12 protein-coding genes, 1 tRNA gene and 1 pseudogene are annotated in these 22,465 nt (G+C 70.7%); 4 read left to right on the top strand and 10 right to left on the bottom strand.

What is annotated here, in order from left to right; translation table 11 throughout:
• Positions 1-204 precede the first annotated feature (204 nt).
• Genes ACFOM9_RS06360 through mrcB form a run of 3 tightly spaced genes read right to left on the bottom strand, consistent with a single transcriptional unit; the run spans position 205 to position 5,178 of the window.
• Positions 205-2,208, bottom strand: coding sequence for an ATP-dependent DNA helicase (locus ACFOM9_RS06360; protein ID WP_386707768.1), 2,004 nt, complete (start codon positions 2,206-2,208; stop codon positions 205-207).
• A gap of 1 nt (position 2,209) precedes the next feature.
• Positions 2,210-2,749, bottom strand: coding sequence for a tetratricopeptide repeat protein (locus ACFOM9_RS06355; protein WP_386707765.1), 540 nt, complete (start codon positions 2,747-2,749; stop codon positions 2,210-2,212).
• On the bottom strand, positions 2,749-5,178 hold the full coding sequence (gene mrcB / locus ACFOM9_RS06350) for a penicillin-binding protein 1B (protein WP_386707764.1): 2,430 nt from the start codon (positions 5,176-5,178) through the stop codon (positions 2,749-2,751). The genes ACFOM9_RS06355 and mrcB overlap by 1 nt, the downstream gene beginning before the upstream one ends.
• Before the next feature lie 201 nt (positions 5,179-5,379).
• Between mrcB and ACFOM9_RS06345 the strand changes: the two genes are divergently transcribed.
• Positions 5,380-7,485, top strand: coding sequence for a glycosyltransferase (locus ACFOM9_RS06345; RefSeq protein ID WP_386707761.1), 2,106 nt, complete (start codon positions 5,380-5,382; stop codon positions 7,483-7,485).
• Between the two features lie 93 nt (positions 7,486-7,578).
• Here ACFOM9_RS06345 and ACFOM9_RS06340 read toward each other — a convergent pair whose 3' ends face one another.
• A complete protein-coding gene (locus tag ACFOM9_RS06340) occupies positions 7,579-9,165 on the bottom strand; it encodes a hypothetical protein (RefSeq protein WP_386707758.1) in 1,587 nt (528 codons plus the stop codon).
• Positions 9,166-9,234: 69 nt separating this feature from the next.
• On the bottom strand, positions 9,235-11,412 hold the full coding sequence (locus ACFOM9_RS06335; RefSeq protein ID WP_386707755.1) for a RelA/SpoT family protein: 2,178 nt from the start codon (positions 11,410-11,412) through the stop codon (positions 9,235-9,237).
• 60 nt (positions 11,413-11,472) lie between these two features.
• Here ACFOM9_RS06335 and ACFOM9_RS06330 point away from each other — a divergent pair, with 60 nt between their 5' ends.
• A complete protein-coding gene (locus ACFOM9_RS06330; protein WP_386707752.1) occupies positions 11,473-11,982 on the top strand; it encodes a hypothetical protein in 510 nt (169 codons plus the stop codon).
• A 463-nt stretch (positions 11,983-12,445) separates the two neighbouring features.
• On the opposite strand, the gene ACFOM9_RS06325 is transcribed toward ACFOM9_RS06330, so the two are convergent.
• Positions 12,446-16,612 (bottom strand): DUF3418 domain-containing protein, encoded by a 4,167-nt coding sequence (locus ACFOM9_RS06325; RefSeq protein WP_386707749.1) that lies wholly within the window; start codon positions 16,610-16,612, stop codon positions 12,446-12,448.
• A 156-nt stretch (positions 16,613-16,768) separates the two neighbouring features.
• On the opposite strand from ACFOM9_RS06325, the pseudogene ACFOM9_RS06320 reads away from it, so the two are divergent.
• Both ACFOM9_RS06320 and recQ read left to right on the top strand, forming a co-directional pair.
• Positions 16,769-17,248, top strand: a pseudogene (locus ACFOM9_RS06320) (Dps family protein); the annotation flags it as partial.
• 312 nt (positions 17,249-17,560) lie between these two features.
• Positions 17,561-19,384, top strand: a complete 1,824-nt coding sequence (gene recQ / locus ACFOM9_RS06315) for a DNA helicase RecQ (protein WP_386707746.1) — start codon at positions 17,561-17,563, stop codon at positions 19,382-19,384.
• Positions 19,385-19,663: 279 nt separating this feature from the next.
• Here the strand turns inward: recQ and ACFOM9_RS06310 are convergent.
• From ACFOM9_RS06310 to ybgF, 4 genes are all read right to left on the bottom strand, one after another.
• Positions 19,664-19,739 (bottom strand) — tRNA-Lys (locus ACFOM9_RS06310).
• A 54-nt stretch (positions 19,740-19,793) separates the two neighbouring features.
• On the bottom strand, positions 19,794-20,477 hold the full coding sequence (gene queC / locus ACFOM9_RS06305) for a 7-cyano-7-deazaguanine synthase QueC (protein ID WP_386707743.1): 684 nt from the start codon (positions 20,475-20,477) through the stop codon (positions 19,794-19,796).
• A gap of 323 nt (positions 20,478-20,800) precedes the next feature.
• The gene (gene queE, locus ACFOM9_RS06300; protein WP_386707740.1) at positions 20,801-21,487 is read right to left on the bottom strand and encodes a 7-carboxy-7-deazaguanine synthase QueE; all 687 of its coding nucleotides are present in this window, start codon (positions 21,485-21,487) and stop codon (positions 20,801-20,803) included.
• A 123-nt stretch (positions 21,488-21,610) separates the two neighbouring features.
• Positions 21,611-22,426 carry a tol-pal system protein YbgF gene (ybgF, locus tag ACFOM9_RS06295; RefSeq protein ID WP_386708148.1) on the bottom strand — a complete coding sequence of 272 codons (816 nt, stop codon included), beginning with the start codon at positions 22,424-22,426 and terminating at the stop codon, positions 21,611-21,613.
• Positions 22,427-22,465 lie beyond the last annotated feature (39 nt).

Here is a 22,465-nt window from a genome sequence, read left to right as displayed (position 1 = left end):
TCGGGAATCGGGAATCGGGAATCGGGAATCGGGAATCGGGAATCGGGAATCGGGAATCGGGAAGCAGCATGCAGCGGCTGCGTGGCATTGTCATCCCGAACGCGGCGAGGGATCTTCGGTTGGCGCCGCGGCGAGTGAGCGGCCATCGCCGCGCTCAAGAGGACACAACGCCGGATCAGCGCCGCAGTCGCACAAAAACCGCAGCTACCAATGCCCGATCGCCGAGGCCACGCTGCCGGCTGCACCGAAGAAGGCTTCCACGTCGGCCACGTTCCGGGTTTTGGGGAAAGGCGGCAGCGAGTCGAGGAACAGCCGGCCGTAGCTTTTTTCCCGCAGGCGCGGATCGCACAGCACCAGCACGCCACGATCGGTCTCGGTGCGGATCAGGCGACCGACGCCCTGCTTGAGCGCGATCACGGCCTGCGGCAGCTGTTCGTCACGGAAGGGATTGCCGCCGGCGCGGCGGATCGCGTCGAGGCGCGCTTCGAACACCGGGTCGTCGGGCGCGGCGAACGGCAGCTTGTCGATCACCACCACGCTCAGCGCGTCGCCGGCGACGTCCACGCCCTCGCGGAAACTGGCCGCACCCAGCAGTACGCCGTTGCCCGATTCGCGGAAACGCTGCAGCAGTTGCGCGCGCGGCGCCTGTCCCTGCACGAACAGCGGCCAAGGCCCGCCTTCCAGGATCTCGGCCGCTTCGCGCAGCGCGCGGTGCGAGGCGAACAGCACGAAGGCGCGGCCGTTGGACGCGTGCAGCACCGGCATCAGCGCGTCGGCGATGGCGGCGGTGTAGTCGCGCGCCGCCGGCTGCGGCAGCCGCGGTGGCAGGTAGCACAGTGCCTGCGAGGCCCAGTCGAACGGGCTGGGTGCGAGCAGCATCCGCGGCTGTTCCAGGCCCAGGCGGTTGGCGATGTGGTCGAAGCGGCCGTCGACCGCCAGCGTGGCCGACGTGAAGATCCAGGCCGCGCGCGAGCTCTCGCGGTGCGCGCGCAGCGGCCCCGACACGTCCAGCGGCGTGCGCTGCAGGCGGAAGCCGCGCGGGGAGAGTTCGTACCAGCGCACGTCGTCGTCGGGCCCGCCCCCGCTCGCGTCGTCGAGCTCACCATCGATGTCGCGCTCGACCCGCCAGCGCGCGATCCGCGCGAGTTGGTCCGTCGCCCGCGCGTGGCAGGCGTCGAAGCCGGGCGCGGCCTCGCGCAGCGGCGCGATCGCGGCGGCGAAGTCGGCCAGCGAATGCGACAGCGCGTCGAGCGCCTCGCGCACGCCGGGGTCCTGAAGCGCGCGCAGCCGGGTGCCGCGCGGCGGCAGTACTTCCATCGCCGCGCGCAGGGCGCGGGTGGCGTGTTCGAGCTCGCGCGCCGGCAGCTGCACGACCGCCAGCGAGCCTTCGACGTCCTTGCATTCGGCCAGGGCGTCGCGCCCGAGCTCGGCCAGCGGCCGCGCGCTCAGCGACTCGCCGAAGAACTGCGCGGCGAGGTCCGGCAGCTGGTGCGCCTCATCGACCACGAACGCCTGCGCACCGGGCAGGATCTCGCCGAAGCCTTCCTGCTTGAGCGCCAGGTCCGCCAGCAGCAGGTGGTGGTTCACCACCACCACGTCGGCGTTCTGCGCGCGCTGTCGCGCCTGGACCACGAAGCAGTCGCCCCAGAACGGGCACTCGCTGCCGAGGCAGTTCTCGGCGGTGGACGTGACCATCGGCAGCAGCGGCGAGTCGTCCGGCAGGCCCTCGAGTTCGGCCAGGTCTCCCATCCTGGTGCGCCCGCCCCAGGCGACGATGCGCTGGAACTGGGCGATCTGCTCGCGCACCGTGAAGCGTGGCTCGCCTTTCGCCCGCTCGAGCCGGTAGCGGCACAGGTAGTTTGCGCGGCCCTTCAGCAGCGCCGTCTTGATGCCCACGCCCAGGGCGTCGCGAACGCGCGGCAGATCGCGGTGGTAGAGCTGGTCCTGCAGCGCGCGAGTGCCGGTGGAAATGATGGTCTTCTGCCCCGACAGCAGCGCCGGGACGAGGTAGGCGAAGGTCTTGCCGGTGCCGGTACCGGCCTCGGCCAGCAGCATGCCGCGCGTGTCCAGTGCTTCGGCGACGGCGGCGGCGAGGTCCTGCTGCGACGGCCGAGGCGCGAAGGCCGGAATCTGCGTGGCCAGCACGCCGCCATCGGCCAGGGCGGCGCGGCTGCGGCTTGCCAGATCCTCCGTGACTCCGTCTTCCATTTCAGAAGCGGTTGACGCCGGCGACCGTGCACTGGTCGATGTGCGCCTTGGCCGCTGCCGCGCCGGCCGCGTCTCCAGCAAGGAGGCGCGCCTGTTCGAGGGTGGCCCAGTGGCGACGACACAGCGGACCGACCTGCGAACCGGTCTCGAACGCGCGGCGTGCCAGCGCCTCGGCCTTGGCGGGATCGCCGAGCAGCAGCGCGGCCTCGGCCCGTTCCTGCAGCAGGGCTGGATCGTCGGGGACGATCTCCAGCGCCTGGTCGAGCGCGCTGGCGGCGTCGGCGTAGTGCTGCTGCGATTCGAGGCGGGACGCCTGCTCGCGCAGGCCCTCCACCTTGGGGTCGCGCAGTGGCTGGATCGCCAGTTCTCCCTCGCCGTCGCCGGCGGCGGCGCGGACCGCGGCGACCTGCTGCTGCGGGGTGGCCGCGGTCAGCGGCGCGGGCGGCGGAGGAACCGGTTCGGAGGTCGCGCAGGCGGCCAGCACCAGGACGACGGCGGACAGCGCGCAGCGGCGCGCGACGGCGTGGATTCGAATGGACATCAGGGTTGCTCTTGCGACGGGGGAGGCGGGGCGGGCTGCTCGGGCACCTGCTTGGCCGGATCCTGCGGCGCCTTGCGATCGAGGCCGAACCAGCTGCGCCAGCCGCCACCCTGGTCTTCCTCGGGAAGCGCTTCAGGCTCGGCGTACACGCATGATTGGTACGGCGGCGCATAGCCCTTGGCGAACGGGAAGCGCCGCGCGCCCGGGCAGGACGCGTCGGTGCTGCTTGACTGCACCACCCACTGCCAGTCGAGGCCTTCGCCGCCGACCTTCAGCGGCGAGCTCGGCAGCCGCGAGAACAATCCCGACCAGACCCGCATCGCGCCGGTGGCGCCGTACAGGCCGGTCATCTCGTTCTGGTCGTTGCCGACCCAGACCACGGCCAGGTAGTCGCCGGTCCAGCCGGCGAACCAGCTGTCCCGGCCATCGTTGCTGGTGCCGGTCTTGCCCGCGGCATCGAGGCGGCCCAGGCCGTCGCGGACCAGCTGGTGGGCGGTGCCGTTGGTCACCGTGCGCTGCAGCGCGGTGGAGATCAGGCGCACAGCGATCGCGTCGCCCGGCTGCGCGGGCCCGGGTTCCTTGTCGTAGCGCTTGAGCATCCTGCCGTCGCGGTCGAGCACGCCCCGCACCAGGTGCAGCGGCTGGATCTCGCCGCCGGACGCCAGGAACTGGTACAGCTGCGCCATCGCGTACGGGCTCTGGTCGACCGCGCCCAGGATCAGCGAAGGATTGGGTTCGGCCTTGATGCCCGCCAGCTTGTCGAGCAGCATCGCCACGCGCTGCGGCTGCACCGCCATGCCCAGGCGCACCGTGGCCTGGTTGTAGGACTGCGACAGCGCATCGATCAGCCGCACGGTCCCGTGGCTGCGGCCGTCGGAGTTGCCCGGGCTCCAGCGCTTGCCGTTGCCCAGCGTCACGGTGACCGGCGAATCGTCGACCCAGCTGGCCAGCGACCACTGGTCTGGCGACGCCAGCGCCAGCATGTACACGAACGGCTTGAGCAGCGAGCCCACCGGACGCTGGGCCTCGATCGCACGGTTGAAGCCAGGCTGCCGGAATTGGCGGCTGCCCACCACCGCCAGCACGTCGCCGTTGTCGACGTCGGTCACCACCAGGCCGGCCTGCAGCGGCGGTCGCTTCCTGCCTTCCAGCGACTTGAGCGTGCGCGTCACCGCGCCTTCGGCGTAGGCCTGCGCAGCCGGCGACATGCCGGTCATGACCCGCAAGCCGGCGCCCTGCAGCACGTCGGCCGGGTAGTCGCGCACCAGCTGCCGGCGTACCAGGTCGACGTAGGCCGGGAACGGATTGGCCGAGGTGCTGCCGGGCGCATCGGTCACGCCCAGCGGCGCCTTGCGCGCACGTGCATATTCCGCGTCGTCGATCAGCGCCGGCTCGGACCCGTGCATCTTCGCCAGCACCAAATCGCGGCGCGCGCGCGCGGCTTCCGGGTGCCGGCGCGGATCGTAGGCAGACGGTCCCTTCACCATGCCGATCAGCATCGCGACCTGCGCGGTCGACAGGTCGCCCAGCTCGCGGCCGAACCAGAACTCGGCGCCGGCCGCAACGCCGCGGATCTCCTGCGAACCACGCTGGCCGAGGTAGACCTGGTTGAGGTAGGCCTCCAGGATGCTGCGCTTGTCGTAGCGCGCCTCGATCAGGAGGGCGAACAGAATCTCGTTGAACTTGCGGCTGAAGGTCTGCTCGCGGCCGATGCCGAGGATGCCCGAGCGCGCCAGCTGCTGGGTCAGGGTGCTGCCGCCCTGCCGGGCTTCACCCGACCTGACGTTGACGAAGGCCGCGCGCAGCATGCCGCTCAAGTCGATGCCATGGTGGTGGGCGAAGTCGCGGTCTTCCACCGCCTGCAGGCCGGTCACCAGCAGCTCGGGCACCTCCTCGATCCGGACCAGCTGCCGCTCTTCCTGGCTCTGGCCGTACAGGGTCGCGATGCGCGCGGGATCCAGTCGCACCGATTTGGCCGCCTTGCGGCTGCCGGCATCGCGCAGGCTGGCGACGCGCCCGCCGGACAGGGTGACTTCGACCCGGCTCGGGGCGACATCGCCGTCCACGTCGCGGAACCCGCGGTTGGCGATCACCCAGCGCGCGCCATCGTGCTGGTAGGTACCGGGGCGCTTGCCGCCATCCTCGCGATACGACGCTGCGGCCAGTTCGGTCTTGAGCGTCTGCGCATCCATCGCCACGCCCGGCGCCAGCTGCAGCGGGCGCGCGAACACCCGCGTCGGCACCTGCCAGCGCAGTTGGCCAAAGCGTTCGCTGACCTGATGGTTGAGATACAGGGTGTACGGGATCAGGAAGCCCAGGCCCAGCCCGATGGCTGCCAGCGTCCAGGTCAGCAGGCGTCGGCGCCAGTCCGGCGCGGTGCCGTCGCCGTTGAGCTCGTCCTCGTCTTCGTCGTAATCGATGCGGGCCACGGTACGGTTCGGAAAGGGAATGCGACAATGGCGCGCGCGCCGGGGAAGCAGCGAGTCTAGCGCAGACACCGCTGAACGCCGCTTGCACCGTTGGCTGCGGCAATCCCGTGCATGGCGCAAAATGCGCGTCCCGGACGCCGCCGGGAGCGGGCGCATGTCGTGCCAGCGCGTCCCTTCATTTCCGCCAGCCGGAGCACCGAGTTGCCGATTTCACTGGCTGATGCGCGTTTCCTGTTCGATCGCGCGACCGGCCTGGTCCGCCGCGGCTGGCTCAGCCTGCGCACGCGCGGCCTGAGCGCGAGCTGGCAGCGCGTGCGCGCGCAATTGCGCCGGGTGCCCGCGGCGCAGCGCGCGGCGCTGTATTTCCCCGCGGCGCAGCCGCGCGTTCCGGTGGCGCTGGCCACCAGCGACGCGCCGCTGGCCAGCATCGTCATCCCCGTCTACGGCCAGCTCGAACACACTCTGCGCTGCCTGCGCGCGCTCGCGGAGCTGCCGCCGCAGGCGCCCTTCGAAGTCATCGTGGTCGACGACGGTTCGCCGGACGACAGCGCCCGCGTGCTGCCGACGATCGCCGGCCTGCGCTACCACCGTCGCGCGGAGAACGGCGGCTTCGTCGCCGCCTGCAACGACGGCGCGGCGCTGGCGCGCGGCGAGTACCTGGTCTTCCTCAACAACGACACCGTCCCGCAGCCCGGCTGGCTCGACGCGCTGCTGCGGACCTTCGCCGAGCATCCCGGCACCGGGCTGGTGGGTGCGCAGTTGCTGTATCCGGACGGCAGGCTGCAGGAGGCGGGGGGCGTGGTGTTCGCCGACGGCAGCGGCTGGAACTATGGCCGACACCAGTCCCCGGTCGATCCCCGCTACGCGTACGTGCGCGACGTCGACTACGCCAGCGGCGCGGCCATCGCCATTCCGCGCGCGCTGTTCGAGCAACTGGGCATGTTCGACCTGCGCTACGCGCCGGCCTATTACGAGGACACCGACCTCGCATTCGCGGCCCGCGCGGCCGGCAGGCGCGTGGTGTACCAGCCGGCCGCGCGGGTGGTACACGACGAGGGCACGACCGCCGGAACCGACACGACCCATGGCGCCAAGGCCTACCAGGTCCGCAATCGCGAGCGCTTCGCATTACACCGTGCCGATGCCCTGCGCCATCAGCTTGCCGCCGATGTCGTGCCCTCGCCTGCCTGGCTGCATCGCGGCGGGAAGCAGGTGCTGGTGATCGACGCGCTGTCGCCGATGCCCGACCGCGACTCCGGATCCCTGCGCCTGGTCAACCTGATGCGCCTGCTGCGCGAGGAAGGCGCGCATGTGGTGTTTCTCCCCGCCGACCTGAAGCACGCGGGGCCCTACACCGACGCGCTGCAGGCCATCGGCGTGGAAACCTGGTTCGCACCGTTCGTCGCAAGCGTGCCAGCATGGCTGCGCGAACACGGGCCGCGCTTCGACAGCGTCATCGCCTGCCGCCACTACGTCGCGCGCGAATTCCTGCCGCTGCTGCGCGCATACGCACCGCGGGCGCAGCTGGTGTTCGACACGATCGACTTGCACTACCTGCGCGAGCAGCGCGCGGCCGACGTCGCGGGCGATGCCGCGAGGGCGCGCACCGCGCAGCGCACGCGCACGCTGGAACTGGAGGTGATCGCGCGCAGCGACCTGACGCTGGTGGTCAGCGAAGCCGAGCGCGCGCTGCTTGCCAACGATGCGCCTTCGGCGCGCGTAACCGTGCTGTCCAACCTGCACCGCATCGCCGGCCCCGGGGCGCCCTTCGCGCAGCGCCGGGACCTGGTGTTCGTCGGCGGCTTCCGCCATCCACCGAATGTCGACGCGGTGCGCTGGTTCGCCGGTGCCGTGTTTCCCCGGGTGCGCGCGCGATTGCCGGAGGTCCGTTTCCACTGCATCGGCGGCGACGTGGTCGAAGCGGTGGCCGCGCTGGCGGCGCGCGACGGGATCACCGTCCATGGCCACGTGCCGGACATCGCCCCCTACATGGACGGATGCCGGGTGGCGCTGGCGCCCTTGCGCTATGGCGCCGGGGTCAAGGGCAAGGTCAATCTCAGCATGGCCCACGGCCAGCCGGTGGTGGCGACGTCATGCGCGGTCGAAGGCATGCACACGCGCGATGGATACGACGTGCTGGTGGCGGACGACGCCGACGCCTTCGCCGACGCCGTGGTGCGGCTGCACGAGGATGAAGCGCTGTGGACGACGCTCAGCGCCAACGGGCTGGACAACGTCGCGCGCCATTTCTCGCTGGACGCCGCGCGCGACGCCGTGCGGCAGGTGTTCTTCGCGCCCGACGCCTGACAGGCGCGGGCGGGCCTGAGTGGTTGGCATGCCGCAGGGCGCACTCCGGACGTCCAGCGAACTCCGCCCTGCCTTGAGGCCTGTTAGCTGCGCTCAGCGCTGCGGCGCAGTGGCCGCGCGGATGCGGCGATCGAAATCGTCGAGTCCCGGCGTCGCCGGGTCCAGCGCGCGCGCCGAGGACAGGGCCGCGCTGGCGCCGCGCAGCTCGCCGGCGCCGAGGCGTTCGTCGCCGATCGCCAGCCAGCGGCCGGCCAGCCGGCGACGCGCCGATGCCAGCGCCGCCGCATCGGTTTCCAGGGCCACCCGCGCATCGAAGCAGGCGCGTGCGAGCCCAAGGTTGTTGGCACTCAGCCCGCGCTCGAAGCATTGCTTCGCGGCCGGCAGCAGGCGCGCGGTGGCCTTGCGCACGGCCGGATCGTCCGGTGCGATGGCGCGCGCGGCGCGCAGCTTGTCGAAGGCGCTGTCGCCCGGCGGCGCAAGCAGGTCCCCCCGGGCTTCGGCATCCTTCGCCTCGGCCAGCAGGCGCGCGACCCGGCGCCCGCGCTCGCGCGGCGGCACCTGGCTGCCCAGCCGCGCGTGCGCCTGCTGCGCGCGCGCGACGCGCTGCCCGGCCGTCGACACCGCGGTGATTTCCGGCGCCAGCGCACGCGCCTGAGCCAGCGCGGCGTCGGCGGCCGCGAAGCGGAAATCCGCGGCCATCGTTTCCGCGCGATGCGCCCATGCGACGGCCACGCGTTCGAGTCCCGCATCCGCATCGGCCTGCTGTCCGGCCGCGGCCAGCAGCCGGTAGCGCTCGGCGGCGCGCTCCAGGCGTCCGTCGCGCAGGTCGCTGGCAGCGTTGCGGCGCACGTCGTCAAGCTCCTCGTTCAATCGCGCCTGCGTGTCGGGCAGATCGACGTGGCCCGGGTCGAAGCTGCGCGCGGCGTCGATCGCGGCCGTGGCCTCGGCAAGCCTGCCTTCGCGCAGCTGTGCTCGCGCCTGCTGCAGCAGTTCGCCCAGGGCATCCTCGCGGCCCTCGAGCGCGCGGGTGTTTTCGGGCTGCAGCGCGAGGATGCGCTGGTACAGCGGCAGCGCGGCATCGGGATTGCCGGTCAGTTGCCCCGATTCCCGCGCCGCCTCGGCCCGTTTGAGCAGCCCCGGGATGCCGGCATGGGCCGCTTCGCGCTTGCGCAATGCCGTGGCCACCGCGGCAGCGTCGGCGCGCGGCACGGACAGCGAGCGGGCCAGCCGCAGCGACGCGTGCGCATCGGCGAACCGGTCCTGGGCCGTGGCCTGGCGCGCCTGCGCCAGCGCCGCTTCGGCCACCTCCGCCAGACCCGCCCGTGCCTCGTCGCGGTCCGGGTCGATCGCCAGGGCCGCGGCGTAGAGTTCGCGCGCGCCGCTGCCGTCGGCTGCCGTCAACCGGCCCTGCGCCAACGCCTGCGCCGCCTGCGCGCGCAGCGCCTGTGCCCGCGTCTGCGGCCACAGCCAGTCGGCAAGCGGCTTGCGCATCGCCATCACCAGCAGCACCGCCGCCAGCAGCACGCATCCCAGCAGCCAGGGCCACCCGCGTGCGGGCATGCGCGGGAGGCGACGAGGCCGCTCCCGGCGCGCGAAATCCAGGCCCCGCAGCGATCCCATGCCGGGCTCGCGACGGCCATCGCCGAAATCGGCGCCCTGCGCGTCCGGGTCGTTCGGCATGTCGCGTTCGTGGATCACCGGCGCAGCATAGAAGATGCCGCTGAACGCCGTCGTGACTGCGCAGCTCGCTCAGGCGCGACGCGTCTGCTGCACCCCCGGCACGCCTTCGATCTTGCCGAGCAGGCGCGAGAGCTGGCCGAAATCCTGCACCCGCACCTGCACGTGCAACCGCTGCTGGCCGTGGCGCCCGCTGTCGCTGCGGATCGACAGCACGTGCGCGTCTTCCTGCGCGATCAGGTTGGTCAGGTCCTTGAGCAGGTACTTGCGGTCGACCGCGTCGATCACCACCCCGGCTTCGTGCCCGCCGCCAGCCCGGCCCCACTCCACCGGCAGCACGCGCTGCGGGCTGGCGGCCGACAGGCGCATGAACGCGGCGCAGTCGCTGCGGTGCACGCTCACGCCGCGGCCGCGGGTGAGGTAGCCGGAGACGGCCTCGCCCGGCACCGGCTGGCAGCAGCGGGCGACCTGCACCAGCAGGTTGCCCACGCCGACGACCGTGAACGCCGACGCCGGCGTCTTCGCCTGCCGGCGCGGCGCGCGCACGGCAAGCTCGCCGTCCTCGGCAGCGGCGGGCTCGCGCGCGCCGCGCTCGTGTTCGAGCAGCGCGCGCGTGACCTGGTGCGGGCCGACGTCGCCCAGCGCGACCAGCACGTACAGGTCGTCGAGCGTGGCGGCGTTGAACTTCTGCAGCGCGGGCGCCGGATCGGCCTGCTGCAGGCCGAGGCGCTTGAGCTCCCTGTCGAGGAGATCGCGCCCGTCCTGCAGGTTGCGCGCGCGATCGAGCTTGTGGAACCAGCTGCGCACCTTCTCGCGCGAACGGGGGCTTGCGAGGAAGCCGTTGGCCGCCAGCAGCCAGTCGCGACGCGGCTCGGACACCTTGCCGGTCAGGATTTCGACCCGGTCGCCGCTGCGCAGCGCGTGGTCGAGCGGGACGATGCGGCCGTCGACCTTGGCCCCGCGGCAGCGATGGCCGACGTCGGTGTGCACGTGGTACGCGAAATCCAGCGGCGTGGCGCCGCGCGGCAGGTCGACGACCTCGCCGCGCGGGGTCAGGACGTAGATGCGGTCCTCGACCAGCTCGGTGTCGAGGCCGCCGGCCAGCTCGCCTGCGCCTTCCGCGCTGGCCTCGAGCAGCTTGCGCATCCATTCGATCTTGCGGTCGAGCGCCGCATTGCCGGCGGCCGAGCGCTGCGGGGCACCGCGCTCCGCGTAGCCATGTTCCTTGTAGCGCCAGTGCGCGGCCACGCCCAGTTCGGCCTGCGCGTGCATGTCGCGGGTGCGGATCTGCACTTCCAGCGTCTTGCCTTCCGGCCCGACCACCGCGGTGTGCAGCGAGCGGTAGTCGTTGTGCTTGGGGCGCGCGATGTAGTCGTCGAACTCGCTCGGGATCGGCATCCACAGCGCGTGCGCCACGCCGAGCGCCGCGTAGCAGGCCGGGATGTCGTCGACGAGTACCCGTACGGCCCTGAGGTCATAGAGCTCGCCGATCGGCACGTTCTTCTTCTGCATCTTCTTCCAGATGCTGTAGATGTGCTTGGGCCGTCCCGCGACCTCGGCTTCGATGCCCTGCGCCGCCAGCGCCTCGCGCAGTGTCCGCGTGACCTGATCGATGTACTGCTCGCGCCCGGCGCGCTTGTCGTCGAGCAGGCGCGCGATGCGGCGGTAGGTGTCAGGATCGAGATGACGGAACGCGAGGTCCTCCAGTTCCCACTTCAGCTGCCAGATGCCAAGGCGGTTGGCCAGCGGGGCGTGGATGTCGCGGGTGAGTTGCGCCAGCGCGCGGCGCTCGTCCTCCGGGCGCGACGACGCCGCGCGCAGTTGCGCCAGCTGTCGTGCCAGCAGGATCGGCACCACCCGCAGGTCGCGCACGATCGCCAGCAGCAGGCGGCGCAATCCCTCGGCGCTGCCTTGCCCGGATCGCTCGGCGTGCAGCGCCCACACCTGGTTGGCGGCGCGCTGGCCATCGAGCAGCGCGGCGACCGCCGGTTCGACATCAGCCAGCTTCGGCTCCAGCCGCGCCGCGGCATCGGGCAGCGAGTGCAGGATCGCGGCCAGGATCGCCTCGCCATCGGCATTGAGCAGCGCCAGCGAATCGAGCATGTCGCCGAGTTCGGCCGTGGCCGCGTCGGCGTTGTTCCCCGCGCCGTGCAAGGCTTCGTCCAGCAGTGACCGCAAGCGGCGCGGCAGGGCGGCGACGGCCGGGTGCGCGGCCAGGACTTGCTCGACGGTGTGGACAGGCGACGACACGCGCGTATCCGGCTGAAGGGAAGGTCTACACTAGCCGCCTCCCGACCCGAGGAACAGACCATGCGCTCGTCGATCCTGCTCGTGTTCACCCTGTTGCTCGGCTGCGCGCTGCCCGCGTTCGCACAGTCCCCGGCCGCGCAGCCGCCGATCGAACAGGCGATGACGCCCGAGCAGTTCAAGGCCGCCGGCCTCGACAAGCTCAGCGCCGACGAGCTGGCCAACCTCAACACCTGGTTGAACCGCACCATCACCACCGAGACCGCGCGCGCCGCCGAACAGGCCGCGGTGCAGGCCACCGAGAAGGTGGAAACGGAGAATCGCGGCTTCTTCCACTTCGGATCGTCCGACCCGATCGAGGCGAAAATCGCCGGTCAGTTCAGCGGCTTCCGCAAGGGCAACACCTACACCCTCGACAACGGCCAGCAGTGGCGCCAGACCGACACCGCTTCGCTGGCGGGTGTGCGGGTCGAAAACCCGGCCGTCAAGATCACGCCCAGCCTGATCGGCAACACGTGGTACCTGCGCATCGACGGCTACAACACCCGCGCCAAGGTCGAACGGATCAAGTGACGCCACGGCGCGTCCGCGACGCGGACGCCTCTGCCGTGGCGTCATCCCCGCGCAGGCGGGGATCCACTCTTTCCATGTGATGGTGCGTTCGCGTGGCGAACGCCTTTGCCACTGCGTCATCCCCGCGAAGCGGGCATCCAGTCCCTGCATGTGATGACGTGCTCGCGCAACGAACGCCCGTTCCACTGCCTCATCCCCGGAAAGCGGGACCCGGCGCGTCGGTCTGATGGCGCGCCCTTGGCGCGAAGGCCTCGCTTGCCGCCCGTAAATGGCGCAATTGGGTAACGCCGCGACTACTTTTCCGTGGAGCGGCTACAGCGGCTAACTCTCCGGAGCAGGGACGCGATCGGAAGCTCGCGGCTGAAGCCGCTCCCACCCGGAATCGAACGACGTCGGCCTCCATCGTCGCACCGTGCTGCGTCAGCGCGCTGCGCAGACGCCGCGACTGCTGCGCGGCGTCGCCTCACCGCAGCCGCGCAAGCCGCGCCGCGAGCTTCTTCGGCGAGACCCCGCCCTTGGCCCCAAGCTCCTGGGCGAACAGCGACACGCGCAGTTCCTCGATCTCCCAGCGCAGCGCTTGCCATCCCGGGTCATCGGAGCGGCCGGCGCTTTCCGCCTCGGCCAGGGCGTCGACGAAAGGCTTGATCTCGAGCATCCGCTGCTGGTCGCGCGGCGGATCGTTCAGCGCGCGCTGGGCGCGCGTGGCCAGCGCACGCAGGTAGCGCGGATACTCCGCCAGCGCCTGGGCGGGCACGTCGCGCAGGAAGCCCGGCGACACCAGCGCGGCCAGCTGCGCCTGCATGTCGTCGAGGTTGCCGCGCGCCCAGCCGACGAGTTTCGAATCCAGCCGCGCGCGCACCTCGGCCACGAGTCCGAGGATGGCCTCCGCCTGGCGCAGGCGCTCCATCGCCTCGCCGAACAGCGCCTTGGCGATCGCATCCCGGCGTGCGGCGAACGCGGCCGCGTCGCGGACGTCACCCAGCCCCTCTTCCGCCAACGCGGCAAAGGCGCCATCGACCAGGTCGTCGCGCAGGTGGTCGGCGGGCCGGCCTGCCTGCGACGCCCGCGGCGCGGCTGATTCGATCGCCGCATACAGCAGCGCAGTCTTCGGCGGCACCGGCAGCTGCTTGCGCGCCTGGCGCGCGCGGTCGGCAAGGGCCAGCACCAGCAGCCGGCGCACGCCGCGCGGATGGTGGCGGCGGGCTTCATCGCGATCGGCATGCACGTCGAGCGACACGGTCTGCCCGTCGTCGTGCAACGCCGGATACGCGGGGACGCCGCCGGCGCCGGGCACGGATTCGGGAATGGGCTGGTCCGGGAAGTCGGTCAACCCACCCTGCGCCAGTCCCTCCGCGGCGCGCGCCGCGAAAGCCGCGCGGGCGCGGGCGCCGAAGCGTTCGCGCAGATCATCGAGGTCGCGCGATTCGGCCAGCACGCTGCGGCCGTCGCCGTCGAGCAGGCGCAGGTTGGCGCGCAGGTGTGGCTCGAGCGCGGTTTCGTCGAAGTCCCCGCCCGCGACGTCGACGCCGGTCATGCGCTTGAGGAAGCGCGCCAGGGCGCCGGGGAACGCGTCGGTGTTCGCGTCCACCGGGCCGTGCGCCTCGGCGAACGCACGCGCGAAATCCGGCGCCGGCACGAAATTGCGGCGCAGCACCTTGGGCAGGGTGCGGATCATCGCCGCGGCCTTGTCGGCGACGAAGCCCGGCGCGAGCCAGGACAGCCGCGGCGCGTCCAGGGCGTTGAGCAGGTGCAGCGGCACCACCACCGTCATGCCGTCATCGACCGCGCCGGGTTCGAAGCGGTAGCGCAGCGCCAGGCGCGCGTCGCCGAGCGCGATGAAGGCCGGAAACAGGTCCGCGTCGGAGCCGTCGGCCACCAGCAGGTCATCGCGGCTCCATTCCAGCGCCTGCCTGCGCTCTGCCGGCAGCTTGGCGTACCACGCATCCAGCGCCTGTGCGCTGACGATCTCCGCGGGGATGCGGTCGCGATACCACTGCGCCATCCACTCCTCGTCCACCACCAGCCCGGCGCGGCGCTGCTTGGCTTCTTCCTCTTCGGCCTGCGCCAGCGCCATGCGATTGCGCGCGACGAAGGCGCTGCGGGTGTTGATCTCGCCGCTGACCAGCCCGTCGCGCACGAAGATCTCGCGCGCCTCCTCCGGATACAGGCCGCCGTAGTGGATCGGCTGCTTCGGCGCCAGGACCAGGCCGAACAGCGAGACCTGTTCGCTGCCGATCACGCGGCCCTGGCTGCGCGACCACCGTGGGTCGAAATGGCGGCGCGCGAGCAGGTGCGGCAATTCCGCGATCGCCCATTCCGGCTCGATCGCGGCGTTGGTCAGCGACCACACCTTCTCGGTGTCGAGCAGCGTGGCCGACAGCAGCCAGGGCGGCGGCCTGGAGGCCAGCGCGGAGCCGGGAAACAGCTGGAACTTGCGCCCGCGCGGCCCCTCGTACTGGCCACGCTCGAGGCGATGGCCGAGCTGTGTCGGCAGGCCGGCGATCAAGGCGCGGTGCAGGGTCGCGTAGGACGCAGCCGAAAGATGTCCGGCCACCTCTCCCTCACCGGTTCCTGTTGCCTCCGCGTTTGAAGTACCCGGACCGGGTCGGATTCGATCCGGCTTCCGCCTGCCCTGCGGCACAGGCGAAGGCGACGGCAACTCCTCCTTGCGCCCCTTTTTCGCAGGTGCGAATGAAAAGCTCGGCACCTCGCCCTTCTCTTCCCGCCAGCCAAGCTCTTCGCACTGCAGCTTCAGCTGCCGATGCAGCTCGCGCCACTCGCGCATGCGCAGGAACCCGAGGAAATTCCTGTCGCACCACTTGCGCAGCTGCGACTGCGTCATGTCCTCGTGCGCGACGCGGTACGCCTCCCAGAGCTTGAGGATGCCGACGAACTCCGATCTGGCATCGCGAAACTGCGCGTGCGCGGTGTCCGCGGCGCCGCGCTGGTCGGCCGGTCGCTCGCGCGGATCCTGGATGCCGAGGAACGACGCGATCGCCAGCATCTGGTGCAGGCAGCCGTGCGCCTGGGCGGCGACCAGCATCCGTGCCAGCTTCACGTCCACCGGCAGCCTGGCCATGGTGCGGCCGATCGCGGTCAGCCCGCGCTGCGCGTCGACCGCGCCGAGTTCGGCCAGCTGCTGCCAGCCGTCGGCGATGGCGCGCGGATCGGGCGGGTCGATGAATGGGAAGTCCTCGATCAGGCCAGCGTCCCGGCGCGGCGCCTCGGTCGTGCGCGCGCGTCGACGCTTGCCGGCCCGCTCGCCGTCGCCGCCCAGTCCCAGCGAAAGCATGCGCAGGATCACGCCGGCCAGCGCCGCGCGACGGATTTCCGGATCGGTGTACGCCGCGCGCGACTGGAAATCAGCTTCCGAATAGATCCGGAAGCAGGTCCCCGGCGCGATGCGGCCGCAGCGACCCTTGCGCTGGTCGGCGCTGGCCTGGCTGACCGGTTCGACGTGCAGGCGGTCGAGTTTCAGGCGCGGGCTGTAGCGTTTCACCCGCGCCAGGCCGGGATCGACCACGTAATGGATGCGCGGCACCGTCAATGAAGTCTCGGCGACATTGGTCGCCAGCACGATGCGGCGCTGCGGGCCGGGGCTGAACACCCGATCCTGGTCGCGCGCCGACAGCCGCGCGTACAGCGGCACCACTTCGGTGTGGCGGTACTTGCGGTGCTCAAGCGCCTGGTGCGCGTCGCGGATCTCGCGCTCGCCGGGCAGGAAGATCAAGGTGTCGCCCCATGCTCCGTTGGGGCCGGGACGTTCCCGCGCGATCTCGTCGCAGGCCGCGAGGATGCCGTCGAGTACGCTGCGCTCGCCATCGTCCTCGCCTTCCCCTTCCAGCGGCCGGTAGCGCACTTCCACCGGATAGCCGCGTCCTTCGACGTCCACCACCGGCGCGCCGCCGAAATGCGCGGCGAAGCGCTCGGTGTCGATGGTGGCCGAGGTCACGATCACCTTCAGGTCGCCGCGGCGCTGCAGCAGCTGCTTGAGATACCCGAGCAGGAAATCGATGTTGAGGCTGCGCTCGTGTGCCTCGTCGATGATGATGGTGTCGTAGGCCGACAGCCAGCGGTCGGAGGCGATCTCGGCCAGCAGGATGCCGTCGGTCATGAACTTGACCGCGGTGTCCGCCGACACGTTGTCCGAGAAACGCACTTGGAACCCGACCGCACCGCCCAGCGGCACCTGCAGTTCCTCGGCCACGCGACGCGCCACCGCCCGGGCGGCGATCCGGCGCGGCTGGGTGCAGGCGATCATGCCCGCGGCGCCGCGCCCGGCGGCCAGGCACAGTTTCGGCAGCTGGGTGGTCTTGCCCGAACCGGTCTCGCCGGCGATCACCACCACCGGTTGGTTGCGGATCAGTGCGACGATCTCGTCGGCATGCGTGGCGATCGGCAGGCCTGGATCGACGGTCGCCTGCGGCAGGCGCGCGGCGCGCGCCGCCCGGCGTTCGACCGATTGCGCCAGCGCCGTCTCGAACGCCGCGCGCGCGGCCGCGTCGGCCGGCGCTGCCTGGCTACGGCGCAGCAGCCCCTTCAGGCGCGCGGCATCGCGGCTGCAGGCGCCGTCGATGGCGTGCTGCGCCTGTCTTGACGCGGCACTTGCATTGGATTCGATAGGCTTCATTGATTGTCTTGACAGCAAGATTCGAATTCACATGCCTGCCGCCAGTGCCTATTGTGGCGTCATGCCCTTTCCAGGAGAAACCAGATGACCGAGTCACCCAGCAATGCGACGCCCGCCGGGACGCAGACCACGGCCTCGCCAGGACCCGGCGCCGGCGGCCCGGCCATCGATATCGGGATCGAGGCGGACGATCGCAAGCAGATCGCGCAGGGCCTGTCGGTGTTCCTGTCCGACGCCTACACGCTGTACCTGAAGACCCACAACTTCCACTGGAACGTCACCGGGCCGATGTTCAACGCCCTGCACAACATGTTCGAGGCCCAGTACACCGAACAGTGGACGGCGCTGGACGACATCGCCGAACGCATCCGCGCGCTGGGCTTCAACGCCCCGGGCTCGTATGCGGAATTCATCCGGCTGTCCACGATCAAGGAGGAGCCCGGCCTGACCGAGGCGCCCGACTGGCGCGAAATGGTGCGCCAGCTGGTGGTCGGCAACGAAGCGGTGTGCCGCACCGCGCGCACCGTGCTGGACGTGGCCGACGACGCCGACGACGCGCCCACCGAGGACCTGCTGACCCAGCGCCTGCACACCCACGAAAAATACGCCTGGATGCTGCGCTCGCTGCTGCAGTAAGACGACCTGGGGTATCCAGGGGCGCGGTCGTCGCAGGACGGCCGCGCCTTTTTCATTGCTCTCGTAGGAGCGGCGGAAGCCGCGAGCCTTTGCCCCTCCCCTGCGACGGCAGCGGGAGGCTGGGAGGGGGGTGCCCACGGTTCGCGCTGATTCTGTCGGCACCCCTCCCCAACCCTCCCCTGCCTTCGCAGGGGAGGGAGTCAACGGTTCGCTGCTTCCGCCGCTCCCGAGACATTGCCCCGCGGCGAATCCCGACGGCTCCAAACGGCAATCCCCGACCGACGCGCGACGCCGGCTTGCTACCCTTTCGACATGCACGACGCCGCCCTCCACGCCCTCCAGCAGGTCTTCGGCCACGCCGCCTTCCGCGGCGAGCAGGCCGCGATCGTCGAACACGTCACCACCGGCCACGACGCGCTGGTGCTGATGCCCACGGGCGGCGGCAAGTCGCTGTGCTACCAGATTCCGGCGATGCTGCGCGAGGGCTGCGGGATCGTGGTCTCGCCACTGATCGCGCTGATGCAGGACCAGGTGGAAGCGCTGCGCCAGCTGGGCGTGCGCGCCGAATACCTCAATTCCACGCTCGACGGCGAAACCTCCGCACGCGTCGAGCGCGAGCTGCTCGCCGGTGGGCTGGATCTTCTGTACGTCGCCCCGGAACGCCTGCTGACCCCGCGTTTCCTGTCGCTGCTGGAACGCAGCCGCATCGCCCTGTTCGCCATCGACGAGGCCCACTGCGTGTCGCAGTGGGGCCATGATTTCCGCCGCGAATACCGCGAACTGACCCTGTTGCACGAGCGCTGGCCCGATGTCCCCCGGATCGCGCTGACCGCCACCGCCGATCCGCCCACCCAGGCCGAGATCGCGGAACGACTGCAGCTGGAGGACGCGCGCCGATTCGTCAGTTCCTTCGACCGGCCCAACATCCGCTACACCGTGGTGCAGAAGGACAACGGCAGCGCGCAGCTGCGCGACTTCCTGGCCGCGCACCGGGGCGAGGCCGGCATCGTCTATTGCCTGTCGCGCAGGAAGGTCGAGAAGACCGCCGAGGCGCTGGTGGGCCTGGGCTTCGACGCGCTGCCCTACCACGCCGGCCTGGATGCGCAGACGCGCGCCGAAAACCAGCGCCGCTTCCTGCGCGAGGAAGGCGTGGTGATCGTGGCCACGATCGCCTTCGGCATGGGCATCGACAAGCCGGACGTGCGTTTCGTCGCCCACCTCGACCTGCCCAAGTCGATCGAGGGCTACTACCAGGAAACCGGCCGTGCCGGCCGCGACGGCGAACCGGCCGAGGCCTGGCTATGCCAGGGCCTGGGCGACGTGGTGCTGCTCAAGCAGATGATCGACAACTCCGAGGCTGGCGAGGAGCGCAAGCGGCTGGAGCGGCGCAAGCTCGACGCGCTGATCGGCTACTGCGAGACCATGCGTTGCCGGCGCCAGGTGCTGCTGGCCAATTTCGGCGAGGAATACGCTGCCAAGGGCGCGGGGCAGCCCTGCGGCAACTGCGACAACTGCCTGTCCCCGGCCGAGACCTGGGACGCCACCGTCGCCGCGCAGAAGGCGCTTTCGTGCGTGTACCGCAGCGGACAGCGCTTTGGCGTCGCCCACCTGGTGGACATCCTGCGCGGCGCGGACAGCGAGCGCCTGCGCCAATTCGGCCACGACCGGCTGTCGACGTTCGGCGTCGGTGCCGAACTCGATGCGCGCACCTGGCGCGGGGTGTTCCGGCAGCTGGTCGCCGCCGGGCTGCTCGACGTCGATACCGAAGGCTACGGCGGCCTGCGCCTGACCGATGCCAGTCGCGCGGTCCTGCGCGGCGAACAGACCGTCATGCTGCGCAAGGAGCTGCCCCGCCGGAAGCAGCGCGAACGCAGCCGCTCAGCCGCTTCGCCAGCGATCGAGCTGTCGCCCGCCGAACAGCCGCTGTTCGACGCGCTGCGCGAGCTGCGCACGCGCCTGGCCCGCGAGCAGAACGTGCCACCGTACGTGATCTTCCACGACACCACGCTGCGCGCGATCGCCGCGCTGCGTCCGGCCAGTGCCGGGGAGCTCGCCGGCGTCGGCGGCATCGGCAGCGGCAAGCTCGAACGCTACGGCGAACTGGTGCTGGCGGCCGTGGCTGATTCCGCCGCCTGAGACCGTCCTGGCCTGGCGCCTTGGCTTGCCGCTCGGGCCGCCTTTGCCCGGGTAGCCTGCGAGCCTTGACTGACATCACTGAGTTTTGTTCGACCGAGTTCTGCGGGTGCGACATGACGCGCGATGGCCGAGGTGACCGCCGAGCTGGCGGACGCACCGACAAGGGCGAAACGTCCAGCGCGATAGAAGGTGCGCCGGGCTGGGACGCTCGCGAACGCGAAACGGCTGTATTTCAGCGGCTTCTCAAGGGGTGGATCGAGTGGGGATACTACGGACAAGTGGTGGGCCGTGATGGATTCGAACCATCGACCAGCGGATTAAAAGTCCGATGCTCTACCGACTGAGCTAACGGCCCACATGCGCCCCGCTCGCGGGGGCGGCAATTCTACCGCACCGCGCCGCGGCGCCCCTACCCGGCGTAGCGGGTGGCATCGGGCGCCCCCGCGGCGGCGAAGCCTTCGGCGCGCAGGCGGCAGGCATCGCAATGCCCGCAGGCGCGGCCGCCGGCGTCGGCCTGGTAGCAGGACACGGTCTGCGCGAAATCCACCCCCAGGCGCCCGCCTTCGCGGACGATGTCGGCCTTGCTCATCCGCTGCAGGGGCGCGTGGACGCGAATGCCCGCCCCTTCCACCCCGGCCTTGGTGGCCAGGTTCGCCAACCGCTCGAACGCTTCGATGAACTCGGGCCGGCAGTCGGGGTAGCCGGAGTAGTCGACCGCATTGACGCCGCAGAAGATGTCGGCCGCGCCCAGCACTTCAGCCCAGCCCAGCGCCACCGACAGCATGATCGTATTGCGCGCGGGCACGTAGGTTGCCGGGATGGCCGGCGCGTCCGCGTCCAGGTTCGAATCCAGGGGAACATCGATGTCGGCGGTGAGCGCCGATCCGCCGATCGTGCGCAGGTCGACGTTGACGATCTTGTGCTCTGCCGCCCCGAGCGTCGCGACGACGCGCGCGGCAGCGTCCAGTTCGGACGTGTGGCGTTGGCCATACGCCACGCTGAGCGCATGCACGGCAAAGCCCTGCTCGCGCGCGATGGCCACGACGACGGCGGAGTCCATGCCACCGGAAACGAGGACGACTGCTTTTTTCATGATGGAAGATTGGGTTGCGGACGGAATCAGGAATCAGGAATCAGGAAAAGCGTAACGCGATTGCCTCGTCGTGCCCGTCAGTGCGAGAGCTGGCGACCTGGTCGTCCGGGACGCAGCGCGGATTTTCGCCCTGGAGGCCGTTGCAGACGATCGCGCCCATACCGAAATGATTGCGATTGTTGAGCGCTTCCTTGCGGGAGGCAGCATCCCTCGGTCACCAGGCATTCGTCTGTCGAGAAGCGCCCTTTCGCGGGAATGACGGGTACGCACAACCCGTCCAGTCCGCCGATCGTTCCGAATTGCCGCTTCCCGATCCTCAGCTCTCAACGCCCCGGCTCGTCGTTCCAAAGCAGCTTGTGCAGCTGCATCTGGAACTTCACCGGGAGGCGGTCGGCGACAATCCAGTCGGCCAGGTCGCGCGGCGCGAGTTCGGATTTGCTGGGCGAGAACAGCACGTCGCAGCGCTGGTCGAGGCCATGTTCGGCCAGCACGTCGCGCGCCCACTCGTAATCGGCGCGGCCGCAGAGCACGAACTTGACCTGGTCCAGCGGGGTCAGCAGCGGCAGATTCTCCCAGCGGTTGCGACCGACTTCGCCCGAGCCCGGGGTCTTGATGTCCAGCACCCGCGATACGCGCGGGTCGACGGCGGCAATGTCGATCGCACCGGACGTCTCCAGGGACACGACGTAGCCGGCATCGCACAGCCGCTGCAGCAGGATCGTGCAGCGCTTCTGCGACAGCGGTTCACCGCCCGTCACGCATACGTGGCGCACGCCATGGCGCGCGACCTCGGCGAGGATGGCGTCGATCTCCCACCACTGCCCGCCGTGGAAGGCGTACGCGGTGTCGCAGTACTGGCAGCGCAGGGGGCAGCCGGTCAGCCGCACGAATACGGTGGGCCAGCCTGCATCGCGGGCTTCGCCCTGCAGCGACAGGAAGATCTCGGTGATGCGCAGCCGGTCCGACGATGCGGCGGCGGCCGCGTCGATCGAAGCGGAAACGGCGTTCATTCGGGAATTGTAAGGTGTGTGCCGCGCTTGTTTCGGAGGCGCGGGCTTGATGCGCCGCCATCATCCGTTCGCGCAGGGAGCGGCGAGAAATCGCGGCCGTGCCTTCGTCCCGGCGGACAGGCGCTACTGCACCTGCGACAGCTGGATCGCGCGCAGTCTGTCCTCGGCGGTGCGCGCGGCATCGGTGCCGGGATAGCGCGTGGATACCTCCGACAGCGTCTTTTCGGCGTCGCCGAGCTGCTTCTGCCCGTACTGCGAAAGACCCACCTTCAGCAGCGCGCCCGGCGCCTTGTCGTGGGTCGGATAACGGTCGATCAACGCCTGGAACTGCTGTTGCGCCAGGGCATAGTTCTGGGTGACGTAATAGCTCTCACCGAGCCAGTAGTAGGCGTTGGGCGCATACGCACCGCTCGGGTGGGCCTGCAGGAAGTCCTGGAACAGCTGCGCCGACTCGGCATAGCGGCCGGCCTTGAGCGCATCGAACGCCACTTCGTAGGCGCCGCGCTCGTCCGCGGTCCGGGTCATCGCGCCTTGGTCTCCGTAGACCGCGGGCGCGGCTTCGGGCGCCGAGCCGGCAGTCGCGGCAGCGGCCGCCGCGGCGGGGGCGGTTGCGGCGGGAACGGAACCGGGATCAAGCGTCGGGCCGGGCGCCCCACCCTCCATCCGGTTGAGCCGTCCATCGAGATCGAGGTACTGGGCGCGGCTGGTCGACTCGAGCTGTTCGTTCTTGCGCTGCAGCTCTTCGATCTGCGAGCGCAACGCCTGCAGTTCGTTCTTGACCTGGGTGACCTGGTTGAGCAGATCCACGTTGCCGCGGTTATTGGCTGCCTGCTGCTCGAGCGCGGCCACGCGGTCGGCAAGGCTGGCGCGCTGCGCGGACGCGGGCGCGGCGACAAGGACGGAGCCGATCGCGGCGGCGATGGCGAGGCTGCGGAGCATCGTGATCGAAGGCATGGTCATGTCCGGAAGGACTTTCGG

It is taken from the genome of Luteimonas notoginsengisoli (assembly GCF_042648885.1).
GTDB classification, from domain to species: Bacteria; Pseudomonadota; Gammaproteobacteria; order Xanthomonadales; family Xanthomonadaceae; genus Luteimonas; species Luteimonas notoginsengisoli.
This window is presented reverse-complemented; position numbering and strand designations above follow the sequence as displayed.

Bases quoted from the DNA above. Each gene is read 5' to 3' on its own strand.
- ACFOM9_RS06360 (WP_386707768.1), bottom strand. From the start codon at position 2,208: ATGGAAGACGGAGTCACGGAGGATCTGGCAAGCCGCAGCCGCGCCGCC.
- ACFOM9_RS06355 (WP_386707765.1), bottom strand. From the start codon at position 2,749: ATGTCCATTCGAATCCACGCCGTCGCGCGCCGCTGCGCGCTGTCCGCC.
- ACFOM9_RS06340 (WP_386707758.1), bottom strand. From the start codon at position 9,165: ATGCCGAACGACCCGGACGCGCAGGGCGCCGATTTCGGCGATGGCCGT.
- ACFOM9_RS06330 (WP_386707752.1), top strand. From the start codon at position 11,473: ATGCGCTCGTCGATCCTGCTCGTGTTCACCCTGTTGCTCGGCTGCGCG.
- ACFOM9_RS06325 (WP_386707749.1), bottom strand. From the start codon at position 16,612: ATGAAGCCTATCGAATCCAATGCAAGTGCCGCGTCAAGACAGGCGCAG.
- recQ (WP_386707746.1), top strand. From the start codon at position 17,561: ATGCACGACGCCGCCCTCCACGCCCTCCAGCAGGTCTTCGGCCACGCC.
- queC (WP_386707743.1), bottom strand. From the start codon at position 20,477: ATGAAAAAAGCAGTCGTCCTCGTTTCCGGTGGCATGGACTCCGCCGTC.
- queE (WP_386707740.1), bottom strand. From the start codon at position 21,487: ATGAACGCCGTTTCCGCTTCGATCGACGCGGCCGCCGCCGCATCGTCG.
- ybgF (WP_386708148.1), bottom strand. From the start codon at position 22,426: ATGCTCCGCAGCCTCGCCATCGCCGCCGCGATCGGCTCCGTCCTTGTC.